This window comes from Nocardioides gansuensis, from assembly GCF_003076135.1.
Taxonomy (GTDB): domain Bacteria; phylum Actinomycetota; class Actinomycetes; order Propionibacteriales; family Nocardioidaceae; genus Nocardioides; species Nocardioides gansuensis.
The window spans coordinates 411,767-425,376 of record NZ_QDGZ01000004.1; the positions used below are offsets into that span (position 1 = coordinate 411,767).

Below are 13,610 nucleotides of genomic sequence, written 5' to 3' on the forward strand. Positions count from 1 at the left end.
CGTGAGCACCGACCTCGACTCGCTCTACCAGGAGATCATCCTGGATCACTACAAGAACCCCCACCACGCAGGGCTGCGTGCCCCCTTCGAGGCGGAGGTGCACCACGTCAACCCCACGTGTGGCGACGAGGTGACCCTGCGGGTGCACCTCGACGACGGCCCGGACGGGCGCCCTGTCGTGGTGGACGTGTCCTACGACGCGCTCGGCTGCTCCATCTCGCAGGCCTCGGCCTCCGTGCTCACCGACCTGGTGATCGGCCGGCCGGTCGAGGAGGCGATGCAGACGCACGAGGTCTTCCTCGAGCTGATGCAGGGCAAGGGCCAGGTCGAGCCCGACGAGGACGTCCTCGAGGACGGCATCGCCTTCGCGGGCGTCGCGAAGTTCCCGGCGCGCGTGAAGTGCGCACTACTGTCGTGGATGGCATGGAAGGACGCCACCGCGCAGGCTCTCCAGTCAGACCCGGCGCTCCAGGAGGAGAAGTCATGACCGCCGCACAGGCACCCGATGGCCAGGCACCCAGCAGCACGGCATCCGACCGCCATGACGACCTGCCCGAGGTCCTCGAGGCGACGGGCGGTACGTCCACGCTGACCGTCGAGGACGTCACCGAGGCGATGAAGGACGTCGTCGACCCGGAGCTCGGGATCAACGTCGTCGACCTCGGTCTCGTCTACGACGTGCACATCGAGGAGGGCAGCAACGTCGTCCTCGACATGACGCTCACGTCCGCGGCCTGCCCGCTGACCGACGTCATCACCGACCAGACCAACAGCGCCCTCGAGGGCCTGGCCAGCGACGTCGCGATCAACTGGGTCTGGATGCCACCGTGGGGCCCCGACAAGATCACCGAGGACGGCCGGGAGCAGCTGCGCGCGCTCGGCTTCAACGTCTGAGGCGCGAGGCTCGACGAAGTCGAGGCTCGCGACCCGAAGAGGTCGAGCGAGCCCCGCGGGCGAGCTTGCGAGCCCGCGACCGGCGGGTCGAGACCCGGGGCGAGCGGGTCGAGACCTGGGGCGGGGCTACGCTCGGTCCATGACTGAGCCAGGCCCCGACGCCGTACCCGAGCCCGACCACCCCGAGGTCCGCGCGTTCTGGGACCTGGCCCGCTTCCACGCGAAGCTGAACGCCGCGCCCACCTACTTCGGCCCGACGACGCTGGAGTCGGTGCCGCCGCCGGCGTGGTCCTTCGGGGAGACGGCCGAAGAGGCGGACTCGTTCCTGTTCGCGATCCTGCGCGACGAGGTCGGCGAGACTTCCGCCCCGCTGGAGGACTACGGCGACGAGCTCCCCGTCGAAGGCGTGCTGAGCATCCTCTGCGACGGCGCGGGCCAGCCGCGTGCGCTGCTGGAGACGACCGGGGTGGGCATCTCCAACGGCGTGGTGACGGAGTGGCTGCGGGTGGTCTACGCGGGCGACTGAGCTCCCGTGCCCGCTCAGCCCGGCGTTCCGTCGTACGCCGGGAGGGCCGGCTGCCAGTCGGTGAGCGGGATGGCCGGCCTGATCTCGTCGTTGGTGTCGTCGGGCCAGACTCCGGTGCCGACGTAGGTCTTGCCGGCGAGCATCACCGCGGCCGCGTAGGTGAACGGGGCTGAGCCCAGGCCGATGGCCTCGCGTCCCCGCTCGTCCGAAGCCCGGAACCCCAGGCTGCCCTCGCTGTAGCACCGTCGGTTGTCGCCCTTCACCGGGATGGTGACAGAGCCGCCCTCGGCGGACGTGACCGTGATCTGCGCAGTCGCGCCGGGGTAGTGGCGGTCGAGGTCGGACAGCCCGAGCTCCACGCCGTAGCTGTCGAGCTCGCCGTCGTGGTCGGCGAGCACGGCTGCCTGGCCGGTGGCCTGCTCGGGGTAGGTGCCCTCGACCGGGGTCTTCCAGTGCACTGTTGTGACCGCGTCGCCTGCCGGTCCCCGGCCGAAGATGTCGACGTCCCAGTCGCCGGCGGGCCCGGCGGGGTGGATGCGGAAGGTGCGCTCGCCTGTCTTCTCGGCCTCGACCTGGACTTCGCGCGCGCAGGTGTATCCCTCCGTGCCGCGGGTGCCGTGCTCGCGGAAGGTGACCGAGTCGAAGTCCCAGCCCGCGTGGTCGAACTCGAACGTCAGGACGTCGGGGCTGCCGACCTTCGGCGGATGATCGCTCGGAGCCCCGTCGGCACAGAACCCCTCGTCGCAGTAGGTCCAGGCGTCGACCTGGAGGACCGTGCCCTTCTCGGTCTGGACGTGGAACACCGGCGGGTCCTCCGCCGCCTGCTGGCCGATCGGGAAGCCGGCCGTGCCACAGCCGGCGAGCGCCAGGGCCACGAGGAGGCCCAGGGGAGTGCGCGTGATCGCCATGTCAGTGGGACGGCGTGGTGGGCCCGCGCGTTCCGCCGGTCGTCGAGCCGGTCGTGGACGACCTCCGGCGCTCGTCGGCATGACGGGGAGCCTTCGGGCATGGGAGGGTCAGCCCATGGCGGACCGGACGACCTACCTCCTCGTCGACGGCGAGAACATCGATGCCACCCTGGGCAACTCGATCCTGGGGCGACGACCGCGCCCAGATGAGCGGCCGCGGTGGGACCGGCTGCTGGAGTACACCGAGCGGTCCTTCGACCAGCCCGTCACCGGGCTGTTCTTCCTGGCAGTGGGAAGTGAGCTGCCGGCCACGTTCGTCCAGGCCCTGCTGGCGATCGGCTACCGGCCGGTGCCGCTGTCGGGCGAGGGCAAGGTCGTCGACATCGCGATCCAGCGCACCGCCGAGGCGCTCCTCGACCGCCAGGCCGACGTCGTCCTCGCCAGCCACGACGGCGACTTCCTGCCGCAGGTCCGGGCGCTCTGCGACGGCACGCGTGAGGTCGGCGTGGTCGGCTTCGGCGAGTTCGTGAACGCGGCCTTCCGGGAGGTCCCGGGGCTCAGGATCGTCGACCTGGAGTACGACGTCGAGGCGTTCAACTCGCGCCTGCCACGCGTGCGCGTCATCCCGATCGACCAGTTCGACCCGCTCGACTTCCTCTGACGTACGCCGGTCCTCAGGGCACGCCACCGACGCCGTCGTCGACAGCCCAGACGAGGAACCCGTGCAGGTCCTTGCCGCGTAGCGCCGTGTCGGCGTACGACGTCGGCTGCCCGGTCTGCTCCCGGCGTGGGCCTTGGCCACCGTCGGGAAAGTCTCTTCGAAAATGTTGCCCGCAGCCCACTCGCTGAGCGTGAATCCCTGCCTTGAGTGTCGGTGGTCGCCTCTAGGGTCGAAGACATGACCACGGCAGCGAGCTTCGGGACCAAGGCAGTGGACGAGCTGTCCGCGGCCGAGGTGCTGGCTGCGGCACGGGCTTCCCAGGCGGTGGAGCACGCCGAAGCGGCGCGTCAGCTCGAGCTCGCCGCGGCGTGGGCGGACCTGCACCCGCCGGAGTCGATCCACGACGCCGGCGAGTTCCGGCCCTGGCCGGCATGGAGCACGGCGAGCCGATCGCTGGGCCGGGCTGTCCGGAGGTCGCGGAGTTCTGCTTCGCCGAGCTCGGTGCGGTGCTCGGGATGTCCACCACCGCCGCCAAGCGGCTGGTCGGGCACGCCCTGGAGCTGCGCCACCGCCTCCCGAGGCTCTGGGCCGCCACCCACGCCGGCACGGTCCCGCCATGGCGCGCACGGCGGATCGCCGAGGCCACCATCCACACCACACCCACGCTCACTCCGGAGTCCGCGGGCTGGGTGGACCGACAGGTCACCCCGTTCGCCGCCCGGATCGGCACCGCCCAGCTCGACCGGCTCCTGGCCAGCGCGCTCGCCCGGCAGGGCACCCCACCCGACACCGACGACCCCGAGGACCCCACCCCGGTCAAGGACACCCGGCACGTGACCCTCGACGACGGAGGCGCACAGGTCTCTTCGTCCGGCACCATCCGCATCACCGGCGAGCTCGACCTCGCCGACGCCTACGACCTCGACCACGCGCTGAAGGAAGGCGCCGCGACCTTGAAGGCGCTGGGCTCCGACACACCGCTGGACGCCCGCCGGGCGATGGCACTCGGCGAGCTCGCCCGCCACCAACGCGCCCTCGACCTCCACGTCCAGGACAACGGGCAGGCGAACGGCCCGGGTGCTGCCGCGCCGGACGGCGTGAAGCTCCCGGCAGCGCGCCGGCTCGATCTCCACCTGCACCTGTCCGCCAGCGCCGTCGCCTCGGGCAAGCACGCCACAGGAGCCGGGCTGGCCTGGGACTCCACGGTCTTCGTCGAGGAAGGCCAACGCCTCGCGCTGCTCCAGCACGTCAAGGACTGGCTGGGCGACTCCCATACCGAGATCCGGGTCCTCCCGGTCATCGACCTGGCCGAGGAGATCACGATCTCCAGCTACACCCCCTCGCCTCGACTGCAGCGCCAGGTCCAGCTCCGCGACGGCACCTGCGTCTTCCCGCACTGCTCCCGGCCGGCACGACGCTGCGACCTGGATCACGTCATCCCCTACGACCACGACGCCGCCGCCGAGGGCCGGCCGCAACCAGGACCCACCACGACCTCCAACCTGGCCTGTCTGTGCCGACGACATCATCGGCTCAAGACGCACGGCCGATGGCGACTCCTCGCGCTCGCCTCCGGAGTCTGCTTGTGGACCAGCCCGCACGGCCACCACTTCCTGCGTGACCGCACGGGCACCCGGCCACTCGACCTCGGTCTCGACGGCGCCGTGGTTTCGAGACAGGACTCCGTCCTTCCTCAACCACCGCAACCAGCTCCCGGCCAACGCCGACGATGACCCCGCTCTACACCCCGCCCACCGGCGGGGCCATCGGCACGCCTGGGCGCTACCGTCCTGCAAGTGACGACCGTGCGGGTGCCGGCCACCCGATTCCCCCGCTGGGCCGACAACTTCACCGAGCGACACGGCGAGACCGCCCTGAGCGTGACCGACGGCGCCCTGCGCGGCGAGGCAGTCGATGGCTCCTGGTTCGCAGCCCGCCTGCCCTTCGCCGCGGCGTACGACGGTCCCGCCGACGTTGCTGCGTTCGCGAGCTCGGCAGAGCCGCCGGCCGACTGGGGCCTGCTGCTCGTCCGCAAGGGTGGCTTCGCGATCGCCCGGATGGCGGGGGAGCGGATGGGCGAGAGCAAGGTGGGACAGCGGCACGTGCAGGGACGGACGAAGGCGGGCGGCCAGAGCCAGCAACGCTTCGCGCGGCGGCGGGACAACCAGGCACGGCAGGCGTTCGAAGCTGCCGCCGAGCATGCCGCGCGCATCCTCAGCGGCCTCGGACCGGTGGTAGCGGGCGGTGACCGGAGCGCGATCGAGGCTGTCCTCGAGGACCCCCGGCTCGGTGGTCTGGCCGTCCTCGAGCCGTGGCTGCCGGTGCCGGACCCGAGGCGGTCGACGCTGGAGGGGGCCGTGCGGGACGCGACCTCGCTGCAGGTCGACGTCGTCAACGCCTGAGCCGCAATCCCGGGTGGGGCGCGTCGGGTGCGCTAGCGTCCGCGGCATGTGGCAGCCAGAGCCCGGCTGGAGGCGGCTCCCCGGGGCAGGTCCGTCGACGGCCGGCGTCTGGGTCGCCACCGAGGGTGGCCGCGAGGTGGTCGTGAAGCGACTGCTGCGACCGGAGCCCCATGAGGTGGCCGGCCTGCACGACCCGCGCGACGTGAATTACTGGCGCCGAGCCGCCGACGTGGCGCTGTCCGGCGTGGTGGCGCACAGTCCCGGTCTCCGGGAGGCGCCGGTCGTCCGGGTCGAGGAGGACGACGACGGGGTCACGGTCGTGCACGCATGGGTGCCGGAAGCCGAGACCACCGGCCTCTTCCTGGCCACCTGCCTGGGGCGCTTCGCCGCCGCCGACCTCGGCACGCAGCCGTGGCTGGCCCGCGGCCAGCTGCGCTCGCGCCTCGCCCTCGTCGACCGTCGTGGCGGCTGGCGCACCCTCTCCCGCACGCCCGCGGCCGACATCGCCGACCACCTCTGGCGCGTGCGTGACCTGTGGCTGGAGCGCTGCGACGCGCTTCCGCAGGTCCCCCAGCACGGGGACCTCGTCGCCGCCAACGTCCGCGGCCGTGACGGGGACGACGCGGTCGCGATCGACTGGGCCCACCTCGGCACCGGCCCGGTGGGGGCCGACGTCGGCTACCTCTCGCTCTCCACTCGCGAGGGCTTCGAGCCGCTCCTCGACGCCTACCTCTCGGCCCTGCCTCCTGGTCTCGGCACGGCCGAGGAGGCGGCGCTCGGCGCCCGCGTCACGGCCGTCTACACGGCGCTCACCCGCGCGGACTGGGCGCTCGCCCTCGTCGCCGAGGGCGAGGGCGCGCTGGCCGGCAAGTTCAAGCACCCCAGCGTCGCGCCGTACCTCCGGGCGCTGCAGGCACAGGTCACCCAGATCGAGGCCCTGCTCGGCTGACGAGAGTCAGGACCCGAGCACCCGGCTGACCGGGCTTAGAGGGAGCTGGCCGAGAAGGTGTCGCATGCCTCGAGCGTGCCCTCCTCGAACCCGGTCGAGAACCAGCGCATCCGCTGCTCCGACGAGCCGTGGGTCCAGGCCTCGGGGTTGACCCCGCCACCCGACTTCTGCTGGATGCGGTCGTCGCCGACGGCCTTGGCCGAGTCGAGGGCCTCGTCGATGTCGCCCTGGTCGAGGCCCTGGAGGATGCCGTCGCCGTCGCTGGCGTCCCTGGTCCACATGCCGGCGTAGCAGTCGGCCTGCAGCTCGAGGCGCACGGCGTCGGACTCGGGGCCCTTCTGGGTGCGGACCCGGCCCATGGTCCCCATCAGGTTCTGGATGTGGTGGCCGTATTCGTGGGCGAGGACGTAGGGCTCGACGAAGTCGCCGCCCTGGCCGCCGAGCTGGCCCTCGAGCACATCCTGGAAGAACGTGGTGTCGAGGTAGATGTGCTGGTCGGCGGGGCAGTAGAAGGGGCCGACCTGCGAGGTCGCCTGGCCACAGCCGGTGTTCACCCCGCCGCTGAAGGTGATCATGGTGGCGGGGGAGAACTGCGTGCCGCCCTGCTCGGGCAGCGTCTTCTGCCAGTAGGCGAAGAGCGAGTTCTCCACGGCCACGCGGGCACAGTCGACGTCCTCGTTGGCGTCTGCACCCGTCTTGCAGTTGGCGTAGCGCTCCGAGTCGCCCATCCGGCTCGCGTCCGAGCCACCCTGCTCGATGCCCGTATCTGTCGGCGTGGGGAGGCCGCTCCCGCCACCGACGCACTGCGTCAGCACGAAGAACAGCAGCAGGATGATCAGGCCGCCGAGGCCGCCGCCGGCGCGGGCGCCGCCCGGGATGCGCATCCCGCCGCCGCCGAGACCACCGCCGCCACCGCCGCCCTGGCCGATCCGGCCCGTGTCGAGGCGAGCCTTCGGGTTGAAGCGCATGGCCATCCCTTCGTCCGTGGTCCGCCGAGTCGGTGACCGGTCCTACCCGCCCGTAGACTAACCCCCTGATGATCACCGCCCAGCAGCTCGAGGTCCGCGCGGGCGCCCGACTCCTCATGGAGGACGTGAGCTTCCGTGTCGCCGCCGGCGACAAGATCGGACTCGTGGGGCGCAACGGCGCGGGCAAGACGACCCTCACCAAGATCCTCGCCGGAGAGGCGCTCCCAGCGTCCGGGAAGGTCGTCCACAGCGGCGAGATCGGCTACCTCCCGCAGGACCCGCGGATCGGCGACCCCGAGGTGCTCGCCCGTGACCGGATCCTGTCCGCGCGTGGCCTCGACGACGTCGTACGCCGCCTCCGCGAGGCCGAGGAGCAGATGGCGTCGCCCGACCCGGCCGTCCACGAGAAGGGCATGCGGCGCTGGTCCCAGGCCGACGCGGAGCTGCACGCCGGAGGTGGCTACGCCGCCGAGGTCGAGGCCGCCCAGATGGCCGCGGCGCTCGGCATCGAGCCGAGGATCCTCGGTCAGCAGCTCAAGACCCTCTCCGGCGGCCAGCGCCGCCGCGTCGAGCTGGCCCGCATCCTCTTCTCCGGTGCGGAGACGCTGCTGCTCGACGAGCCGACCAACCACCTCGACGCCGACTCGATCGTGTGGCTGCGCGACTTCCTCAAGTCCCACCGCGGCGGGCTGATCGTGATCAGCCACGACAACGACCTGCTCGCTGCGACGGTCAACAAGGTGATGCACCTCGACGCCAACCGCGCCGAGATCGACGTCTACAACATGGGCTGGAAGGACTACCTGGCCCAGCGTGAGACCGACGAGCGGCGGCGCAAGCGCGAGCGCCTCAACGCCGAGAACAAGGCGAAGATGCTCACCGACCAGGCCAACCGGATGCGCGCCAAGGCCAGCAAGGCCTCGGCCGCGCAGTCGATGCTCAAGCGTGCCGAGAAGCTGATGTCCGGCGTGGAGGCGGAGCGGCAGTCCGACAAGGTCGCCGCGATCAAGTTCCCCAAGCCGGCGCCCTGCGGCAAGACCCCGCTCACGGCCAGGGAGCTGTCGAAGACCTACGGGTCGCTCGAGGTCTTCACCGACGTCGACCTGGCCATCGACAAGGGCAGCCGCGTCGTCATCCTGGGCCTCAACGGGGCTGGCAAGACCACGATGCTGCGGATCCTCGCCGGCATCGACCAGCCCGACACCGGGATGGTCGTGCCGGGCCACGGGCTCAAGCTGGGCTACTACGCCCAGGAGCACGAGACCCTCGACGTCAACCGGACCGTCCTGGAGAACATGCAGTCGGCAGCCCCGGCGCTGACCGACACCGAAGCGCGCTCCGTCCTCGGGTCCTTCCTCTTCAGCGGCGACGACGCCTACAAGAGGGCGGGGGTGCTGTCGGGCGGCGAGAAGACCCGGCTCGCCCTGGCTAGCCTGGTCGTCTCCAGCGCCAACGTGCTGCTCCTCGACGAGCCGACCAACAACCTCGACCCCGCCTCCCGCGAGGAGGTGCTGCGGGCGATCAAGACCTACGAGGGCGCCATCGTGCTGGTCACCCACGACGAGGGGGCCGTCTACGCCCTCGAGCCCGACCGGGTGCTGCTGCTGCCCGACGGCGACGAGGACCTGTGGAGCGACGACTACGCCGACCTCGTGGCGCTGGCCTGACCGGTCCTCGAGCGCGCCGGCTGGACCTCAAGCCGACTTGAGCTCCTACGCTCGGGAACAGCAGGACTGCCGGAGGCGTTGAGCCATCGGCGTACGTGGACGAGACGTGCGTGATCGAGAGGAGTGCCCGTGTCGATGATGGGACCGGGAGGGCCCCCGTGGCGGCACCTCCGCTCCGACCGCAGCGTCGTGGAGAGCCGCATCGAGCGGCAGACCCTCCGGCGCGTGCTGTCGTTCGCGCGGCCGCACCGGCGGCTGATCGCCGCGTTCCTTGTCATCACCATCATCGACGCCGGCCTGGTCGTGGTGCCGCCACTGCTGCTGCAGCGCATCGTCGACGTGGGCATCGCCAGGGGCGACGTGTCGGTGGTCGTGTGGCTCGCGGTCCTGATCGGCGTGGTGGCCGTGGTGACCGCGGCGTTCGGCCTGATCGCCGGCTGGCTGTCCAGCCGCATCGGCGAGGGCCTGATCTTCGACCTCCGCACCCAGGTCTTCGCGCACGTGCAGCGGCAGTCGCTCGCCTTCTTCACCCGCACCCAGACGGGCGCGCTCGTCAGCCGCCTCAACAACGACGTCATCGGCGCCCAGCGCGCCTTCACCTCGACGCTCTCGGGCACCGTCTCCAACCTGATCTCGGCGGTCGTCGTCGGCATCACCATGATGGCGCTGAGCTGGCAGGTGACCCTGCTCTGCCTGCTGCTCTTCCCGCTGCTGTTCCTGACCTCCCGCTGGGTCAGCAACCGCCTCGCCGGCCTCTCGCGCGAGCAGATGGACGGCAACGCCGACCTCGGCAACGCGATGACCGAGCGCTTCAACGTCGGCGGCGCGATGCTCCTCAAGCTCTTCGGCCGCCGGGAGGCGGAGGACGCCCTGTACGCCGAGAAGGCGGCCGTCGTCCGTGACCTGGGCGTGCGGATCGCGCTGCTCACCCGGGTGTTCTTCGCGGCGATGACCCTGCTCCCGCAGCTGGCCACCGCGCTCGTCTACGGCATCGGCGGCTACCTCGCCATCCGCGGCGACCTGTCGGTCGGCACGCTGGTGGCCCTCGGCATCCTGCTGCTGCGCCTGCTCGGCCCGCTGCAGGGACTCTCCAACGTCCGCATCGACGTGATGACGGCCCTGGTGAGCTTCGACCGGGTCTTCGAGGTGCTCGACCTGCCGTCGCTGGTGCAGGAGAAGCCGGACGCCGTGGTGCTGCCACGGACCGCGTCGCGCCTCGAGTTCGACCGCGTGGACTTCACCTACCCGACCGCCGACGAGGTGTCCCTCGCCTCGCTGGAGACGGTCGCCCGCACCGAGTCGCGGGACAACGGCCCGGTGCTGCACGGAGTGTCCTTCGTCGCCGAGCCCGGCCAGATGGTCGCGCTCGTCGGTCCCTCGGGCGCCGGCAAGACCACGATCACCCACCTCGTCGCCCGGCTCTACGACGCCACCTCGGGCACCGTCCGCGTCGGCGGGCACGACGTGCGGGACGTGACACTGGAGTCCCTGGAGGCCGCCGTCGGCTACGTCACCCAGGACGCCCACATGTTCCACGACACGATCCGGGCCAACCTGCTCTACGCCCGGCCCGAGGCGACCGAGGACCAGCTCTGGGCCGCCCTCGAGGCCGCACAGGTGGCGTCGCTGGTGCGGGCCCTGCCCGACGGCCTCGACACGGTCGTCGGCGACCGGGGCTACCGGCTCTCCGGCGGCGAGCGCCAGCGGCTCGCGATTGCCCGCCTGCTCCTCAAGGCGCCCTCCATCGTGGTGCTCGACGAGGCGACCGCCCACCTCGACAGCGAGTCGGAGGCGGCGGTCCAGCGGGCGCTGGACGCGGCCCTGGAAGGACGCACCTCACTCGTGATCGCGCACCGCCTCTCGACCGTGCGCGACGCCGACCAGATCCTGGTGCTGGACGGCGGCCGCGTCGTCCAGTCCGGCACGCACACCCAGCTGCTCGCCCAGGGCGGACTCTACGCCGACCTCTACCGCACGCAGTTCCGCGACGACACCGCTCCGGTCGCCTGACGGGTCGCCGGACGGGCTCGATAGCCTTCCGGGCCATGGACCTGCAGCTGCGTGATCGTGTCTACATCCTCACTGGGGCCGCCCGCGGCCTGGGCCGCGCCACCGCCGAGGCGCTCGTCGCCGACGGCGCCCGCGTGGTGCTCTCCGGGCGGCACCAGGAGCCGCTCGACGAGGCCGTCGCGGCCCTCAGCGACGCGGCCGTGGCGGTGGTGGCCGACAACGCCGACCCGGAGACACCGACCCGGCTGATCACGGCGGCGCACGAGCGGTGGGGTCGCCTCGACGGCGCCCTGGTGAGCGTCGGAGGACCGCCCACCGGCACCGTCACGTCCACTCCCGACGAGGCGTGGCGCTCCTCCTTCGAGAGCGTCTTCCTCGGCGCGGTGCGGCTGTGCCGCGAGATCGGCGCCGAGCTGGGCGACGGCGGCTCACTCGCCCTCGTGCTGTCCTCCAGCGTGCGCGCGCCGCTGGGCAACCTCGCCATCTCCAACGGCCTGCGGCCCGGGCTCGCGATGGTGGCGAAGACCCTGGCCGACGAGCTCGGCCCGCGCGGCGTACGCGTCAACGGGCTGCTGCCGGGTCGGATCGGCACCGAGCGGCTGGCCGAGCTGGACGCCTCCACCGGCGACGCCGAGGCCGCGCGGCGGGCCGCCATCGCCGGGATCCCGATGGGTCGCTACGGGGAGCCCGAGGAGTTCGGCCGGGTGGCGGCGTTCCTGCTCTCGCCTGCGGCGTCATTCGTCACGGGCACGATGGTCCCCGTCGACGGCGGCATGCTCCGGGCGCTCTGAGCCCGGGGTCGTCCGCCGGCCGCCCCGCCACTCGTCGTACAGCAGGTAGAAGAAGCCGAAGATCGCGAGCGCCCCGAAGAACCACCACTGCAGGCCGTAGAAGAAGTGCGGGCCGTCGTCGAGCTCGGGCAGCTCGGCCGGCTCGAGGGGCTGCTCCGGCTCCGGCGACTCCGACTCGAGCTGCACGAACCCGCCGAGCACCTCGCGGTCGAGCGCCTCGCCGATCTGCTCCGAGCTGATCGCACGGGTCGACTGGTCGGTCACCTCGGCCTCGTCGCCGGTCGCGTCCTCCCGGACCCAGCCGGTGACGGTGACCTGCCCCTGCGGGGGAGGGGGTACGTCGCTCGGAGTCGCACCGCGGTTGTCGGTGCCGAACCAGCCGCGGTCCACCAGCAGCGTGGAGCCGTCGCCGAGCTCCAGCGGCACCACCACCTCCACGCCGGGGGCGCCCTCGCGCGTGCGGTAGCGGACGATCACCGTCGCGGCCTCGTCGTAGGAGCCGGTGGCGGTGACGACCCGCCACTCCTCCTCCTCGGCGACCGGCTCGCCGGGCGCGAGGACCTCCCGGACATCGACCGGAGGGAGCGACTCGTTGCGCTCGATCAGCGCGTTGCGCTCCTTGCGCTCCTCCAGCCGGTCGAACTGCCACTCGCCGAGCCGCCACGCCAGCCAGGCCAGGGCCATCACGGTGAGGGCGAACAGGACCCATCGCCGGCTGAGCAGGGATCCCTTCGGTCGCACACCCGGAGGCTATCGGCCCACCTCGGACCAACCTCCGAGCCCCTAGACTGGGCCACATGCTCCCGCTCGCAGACCGCTTCGGCCGTGTCGCCACGGACCTGCGCGTCTCGCTGACCGACCGGTGCAACCTGCGCTGCTCCTACTGCATGCCCGCCGAGGGACTCGACTGGCTGCCCGACGAGCAGACGCTCTCCGACGATGAGATCGTGCGGCTGATCACGATCGCCGTCACCCGGCTCGGGGTGACGGAGGTGCGGTTCACGGGCGGCGAGCCTCTCGTACGTCGGGGGCTCGTGGACATCGTCCGGCGCACCTCCGGACTCGGGGTCGAGACCTCCGTGACCACCAACGCGCTGGGGCTCCAGCGCACCGCGGTGGCGCTGCGCGACGCCGGCCTCGACCGGATCAACGTGAGCCTCGACAGCATCCGGCCCGAGACGTTCGCCGAGATCACCCGCCGCGACCGGCTGCGCGACGTGATCGCCGGGCTGGCAGCCGCGAAGGACGCGGGGCTGGGCCCGGTCAAGATCAACGCCGTCCTGCTGCGCGGCGTCAACGACGACCAGGCGCCCGAGCTGCTGCGCTGGTCGCTGGAGCACGACTACCACCTGCGCTTCATCGAGCAGATGCCGCTCGACGCCCAGCACGGCTGGCATCGCGACCAGATGATCACCGCCGACGAGATCTTCGATCGCCTGTCCACCGAGTTCACCCTGACGCCCCACGGCGTGCCGCGGGGGAGCGCCCCGGCCGAGCTCTTCGACGTGGACGGCGGCCCCGGCACGGTCGGCGTCATCGCCTCGGTCACCCGCCCGTTCTGCGGTGACTGCGACCGGGTGCGGCTCACCGCCGACGGGCAGGTGCGCAACTGCCTCTTCGCCCGCGAGGAGTCAGACCTGCGCACGGCGATGCGCGCCGGCGCGACCGACGCCGAGCTGGCCGACCGCTGGGTGATCGCGATGGCCGGCAAGCGCGCCGGCCACGGCATCGACGACCCCTCGTTCCTGCAGCCCGACCGGCCGATGTCCGCGATCGGCGGCTAGCGCAGCCGGGCCGCGATCGTCGGTGGACCGATGCCGGCCCGCGACGCTCC

Annotated in this window: 14 protein-coding genes; 11 read left to right on the forward strand and 3 right to left on the reverse strand. The window is 72.0% G+C overall.

The annotated features are described in order from the left end of the window. The first annotated feature begins 1 nt into the window (after nucleotide 1). From sufU to DDE18_RS11500, 3 genes are all read left to right on the forward strand, one after another. Nucleotides 2–487, forward strand: a complete 486-nt coding sequence (gene sufU, locus DDE18_RS11490) for a Fe-S cluster assembly sulfur transfer protein SufU (RefSeq protein ID WP_116572386.1) — start codon at nucleotides 2–4, stop codon at nucleotides 485–487. Next, a complete protein-coding gene (locus tag DDE18_RS11495; RefSeq protein ID WP_116572387.1) occupies nucleotides 484–894 on the forward strand; it encodes a metal-sulfur cluster assembly factor in 411 nt (136 codons plus the stop codon). Before sufU ends, DDE18_RS11495 begins: the two co-directional genes overlap by 4 nt. A 139-nt stretch (nucleotides 895–1,033) precedes the next feature. After that, nucleotides 1,034–1,420 (forward strand): ASCH domain-containing protein, encoded by a 387-nt coding sequence (locus tag DDE18_RS11500; protein WP_116572388.1) that lies wholly within the window; start codon nucleotides 1,034–1,036, stop codon nucleotides 1,418–1,420. Between the two features lie 14 nt (nucleotides 1,421–1,434). Here the strand turns inward: DDE18_RS11500 and DDE18_RS11505 are convergent, their stop codons facing one another. Then, nucleotides 1,435–2,328 carry a hypothetical protein gene (locus DDE18_RS11505; protein ID WP_116572389.1) on the reverse strand — a complete coding sequence of 298 codons (894 nt, stop codon included), beginning with the start codon at nucleotides 2,326–2,328 and terminating at the stop codon, nucleotides 1,435–1,437. A gap of 115 nt (nucleotides 2,329–2,443) precedes the next feature. On the opposite strand from DDE18_RS11505, the gene DDE18_RS11510 reads away from it, so the two are divergent. The 4 genes from DDE18_RS11510 to DDE18_RS11525 all read left to right on the forward strand — a co-directional run bounded on the left by DDE18_RS11510 (nucleotide 2,444) and on the right by DDE18_RS11525 (nucleotide 6,340). Beyond that, the gene (locus tag DDE18_RS11510; RefSeq protein ID WP_116572390.1) at nucleotides 2,444–2,989 is read left to right on the forward strand and encodes an NYN domain-containing protein; all 546 of its coding nucleotides are present in this window, start codon (nucleotides 2,444–2,446) and stop codon (nucleotides 2,987–2,989) included. 431 nt (nucleotides 2,990–3,420) lie between these two features. Next, on the forward strand, nucleotides 3,421–4,722 hold the full coding sequence (locus DDE18_RS11515) for an HNH endonuclease signature motif containing protein (RefSeq protein WP_116572391.1): 1,302 nt from the start codon (nucleotides 3,421–3,423) through the stop codon (nucleotides 4,720–4,722). Nucleotides 4,723–4,785: 63 nt separating this feature from the next. Continuing rightward, nucleotides 4,786–5,391, forward strand: coding sequence for an acVLRF1 family peptidyl-tRNA hydrolase (locus DDE18_RS11520; protein ID WP_116572392.1), 606 nt, complete (start codon nucleotides 4,786–4,788; stop codon nucleotides 5,389–5,391). Nucleotides 5,392–5,437: 46 nt separating this feature from the next. Continuing rightward, nucleotides 5,438–6,340 (forward strand): phosphotransferase, encoded by a 903-nt coding sequence (locus DDE18_RS11525; protein WP_116572393.1) that lies wholly within the window; start codon nucleotides 5,438–5,440, stop codon nucleotides 6,338–6,340. Between the two features lie 35 nt (nucleotides 6,341–6,375). On the opposite strand, the gene ypfJ is transcribed toward DDE18_RS11525, so the two are convergent. Next, nucleotides 6,376–7,308: a KPN_02809 family neutral zinc metallopeptidase gene (gene ypfJ / locus DDE18_RS11530; protein WP_116572489.1), complete on the reverse strand. Its 933-nt coding sequence runs from the start codon at nucleotides 7,306–7,308 to the stop codon at nucleotides 6,376–6,378. Nucleotides 7,309–7,376: 68 nt separating this feature from the next. Between ypfJ and DDE18_RS11535 the strand changes: the two genes are divergently transcribed. The 3 genes from DDE18_RS11535 (at nucleotide 7,377) to DDE18_RS11545 (ending at nucleotide 11,776) form a co-directional block, all read left to right on the forward strand. After that, nucleotides 7,377–8,975 (forward strand): ABC-F family ATP-binding cassette domain-containing protein, encoded by a 1,599-nt coding sequence (locus DDE18_RS11535; protein ID WP_116572394.1) that lies wholly within the window; start codon nucleotides 7,377–7,379, stop codon nucleotides 8,973–8,975. A gap of 135 nt (nucleotides 8,976–9,110) precedes the next feature. Beyond that, nucleotides 9,111–10,985 carry an ABC transporter ATP-binding protein gene (locus DDE18_RS11540; RefSeq protein ID WP_245916615.1) on the forward strand — a complete coding sequence of 625 codons (1,875 nt, stop codon included), beginning with the start codon at nucleotides 9,111–9,113 and terminating at the stop codon, nucleotides 10,983–10,985. 35 nt (nucleotides 10,986–11,020) lie between these two features. After that, on the forward strand, nucleotides 11,021–11,776 hold the full coding sequence (locus DDE18_RS11545) for an SDR family oxidoreductase (RefSeq protein WP_116572395.1): 756 nt from the start codon (nucleotides 11,021–11,023) through the stop codon (nucleotides 11,774–11,776). Here the strand turns inward: DDE18_RS11545 and DDE18_RS11550 are convergent. Beyond that, nucleotides 11,720–12,517 (reverse strand): SURF1 family cytochrome oxidase biogenesis protein, encoded by a 798-nt coding sequence (locus DDE18_RS11550; protein WP_245916616.1) that lies wholly within the window; start codon nucleotides 12,515–12,517, stop codon nucleotides 11,720–11,722. The two genes, DDE18_RS11545 and DDE18_RS11550, sit on opposite strands and share 57 nt — an antisense overlap. Before the next feature lie 56 nt (nucleotides 12,518–12,573). On the opposite strand from DDE18_RS11550, the gene moaA reads away from it, so the two are divergent. After that, nucleotides 12,574–13,560 (forward strand): GTP 3',8-cyclase MoaA, encoded by a 987-nt coding sequence (gene moaA / locus DDE18_RS11555; RefSeq protein WP_116572396.1) that lies wholly within the window; start codon nucleotides 12,574–12,576, stop codon nucleotides 13,558–13,560. Nucleotides 13,561–13,610: the final 50 nt, after the last annotated feature.

What these genes read in the sequence shown, in the direction of transcription:
- DDE18_RS11545 (WP_116572395.1), top strand. Translation starts at nt 11,021, where the DNA reads ATGGACCTGCAGCTGCGTGATCGTGTCTACATCCTCACTGGGGCCGCC.
- ypfJ (WP_116572489.1), bottom strand. Translation starts at nt 7,308, where the DNA reads ATGCGCTTCAACCCGAAGGCTCGCCTCGACACGGGCCGGATCGGCCAG.
- DDE18_RS11495 (WP_116572387.1), top strand. Translation starts at nt 484, where the DNA reads ATGACCGCCGCACAGGCACCCGATGGCCAGGCACCCAGCAGCACGGCA.
- DDE18_RS11505 (WP_116572389.1), bottom strand. Translation starts at nt 2,328, where the DNA reads ATGGCGATCACGCGCACTCCCCTGGGCCTCCTCGTGGCCCTGGCGCTC.
- DDE18_RS11535 (WP_116572394.1), top strand. Translation starts at nt 7,377, where the DNA reads ATGATCACCGCCCAGCAGCTCGAGGTCCGCGCGGGCGCCCGACTCCTC.
- moaA (WP_116572396.1), top strand. Translation starts at nt 12,574, where the DNA reads ATGCTCCCGCTCGCAGACCGCTTCGGCCGTGTCGCCACGGACCTGCGC.
- DDE18_RS11510 (WP_116572390.1), top strand. Translation starts at nt 2,444, where the DNA reads ATGGCGGACCGGACGACCTACCTCCTCGTCGACGGCGAGAACATCGAT.
- DDE18_RS11540 (WP_245916615.1), top strand. Translation starts at nt 9,111, where the DNA reads ATGATGGGACCGGGAGGGCCCCCGTGGCGGCACCTCCGCTCCGACCGC.
- DDE18_RS11515 (WP_116572391.1), top strand. Translation starts at nt 3,421, where the DNA reads ATGGAGCACGGCGAGCCGATCGCTGGGCCGGGCTGTCCGGAGGTCGCG.
- DDE18_RS11500 (WP_116572388.1), top strand. Translation starts at nt 1,034, where the DNA reads ATGACTGAGCCAGGCCCCGACGCCGTACCCGAGCCCGACCACCCCGAG.
- DDE18_RS11525 (WP_116572393.1), top strand. Translation starts at nt 5,438, where the DNA reads ATGTGGCAGCCAGAGCCCGGCTGGAGGCGGCTCCCCGGGGCAGGTCCG.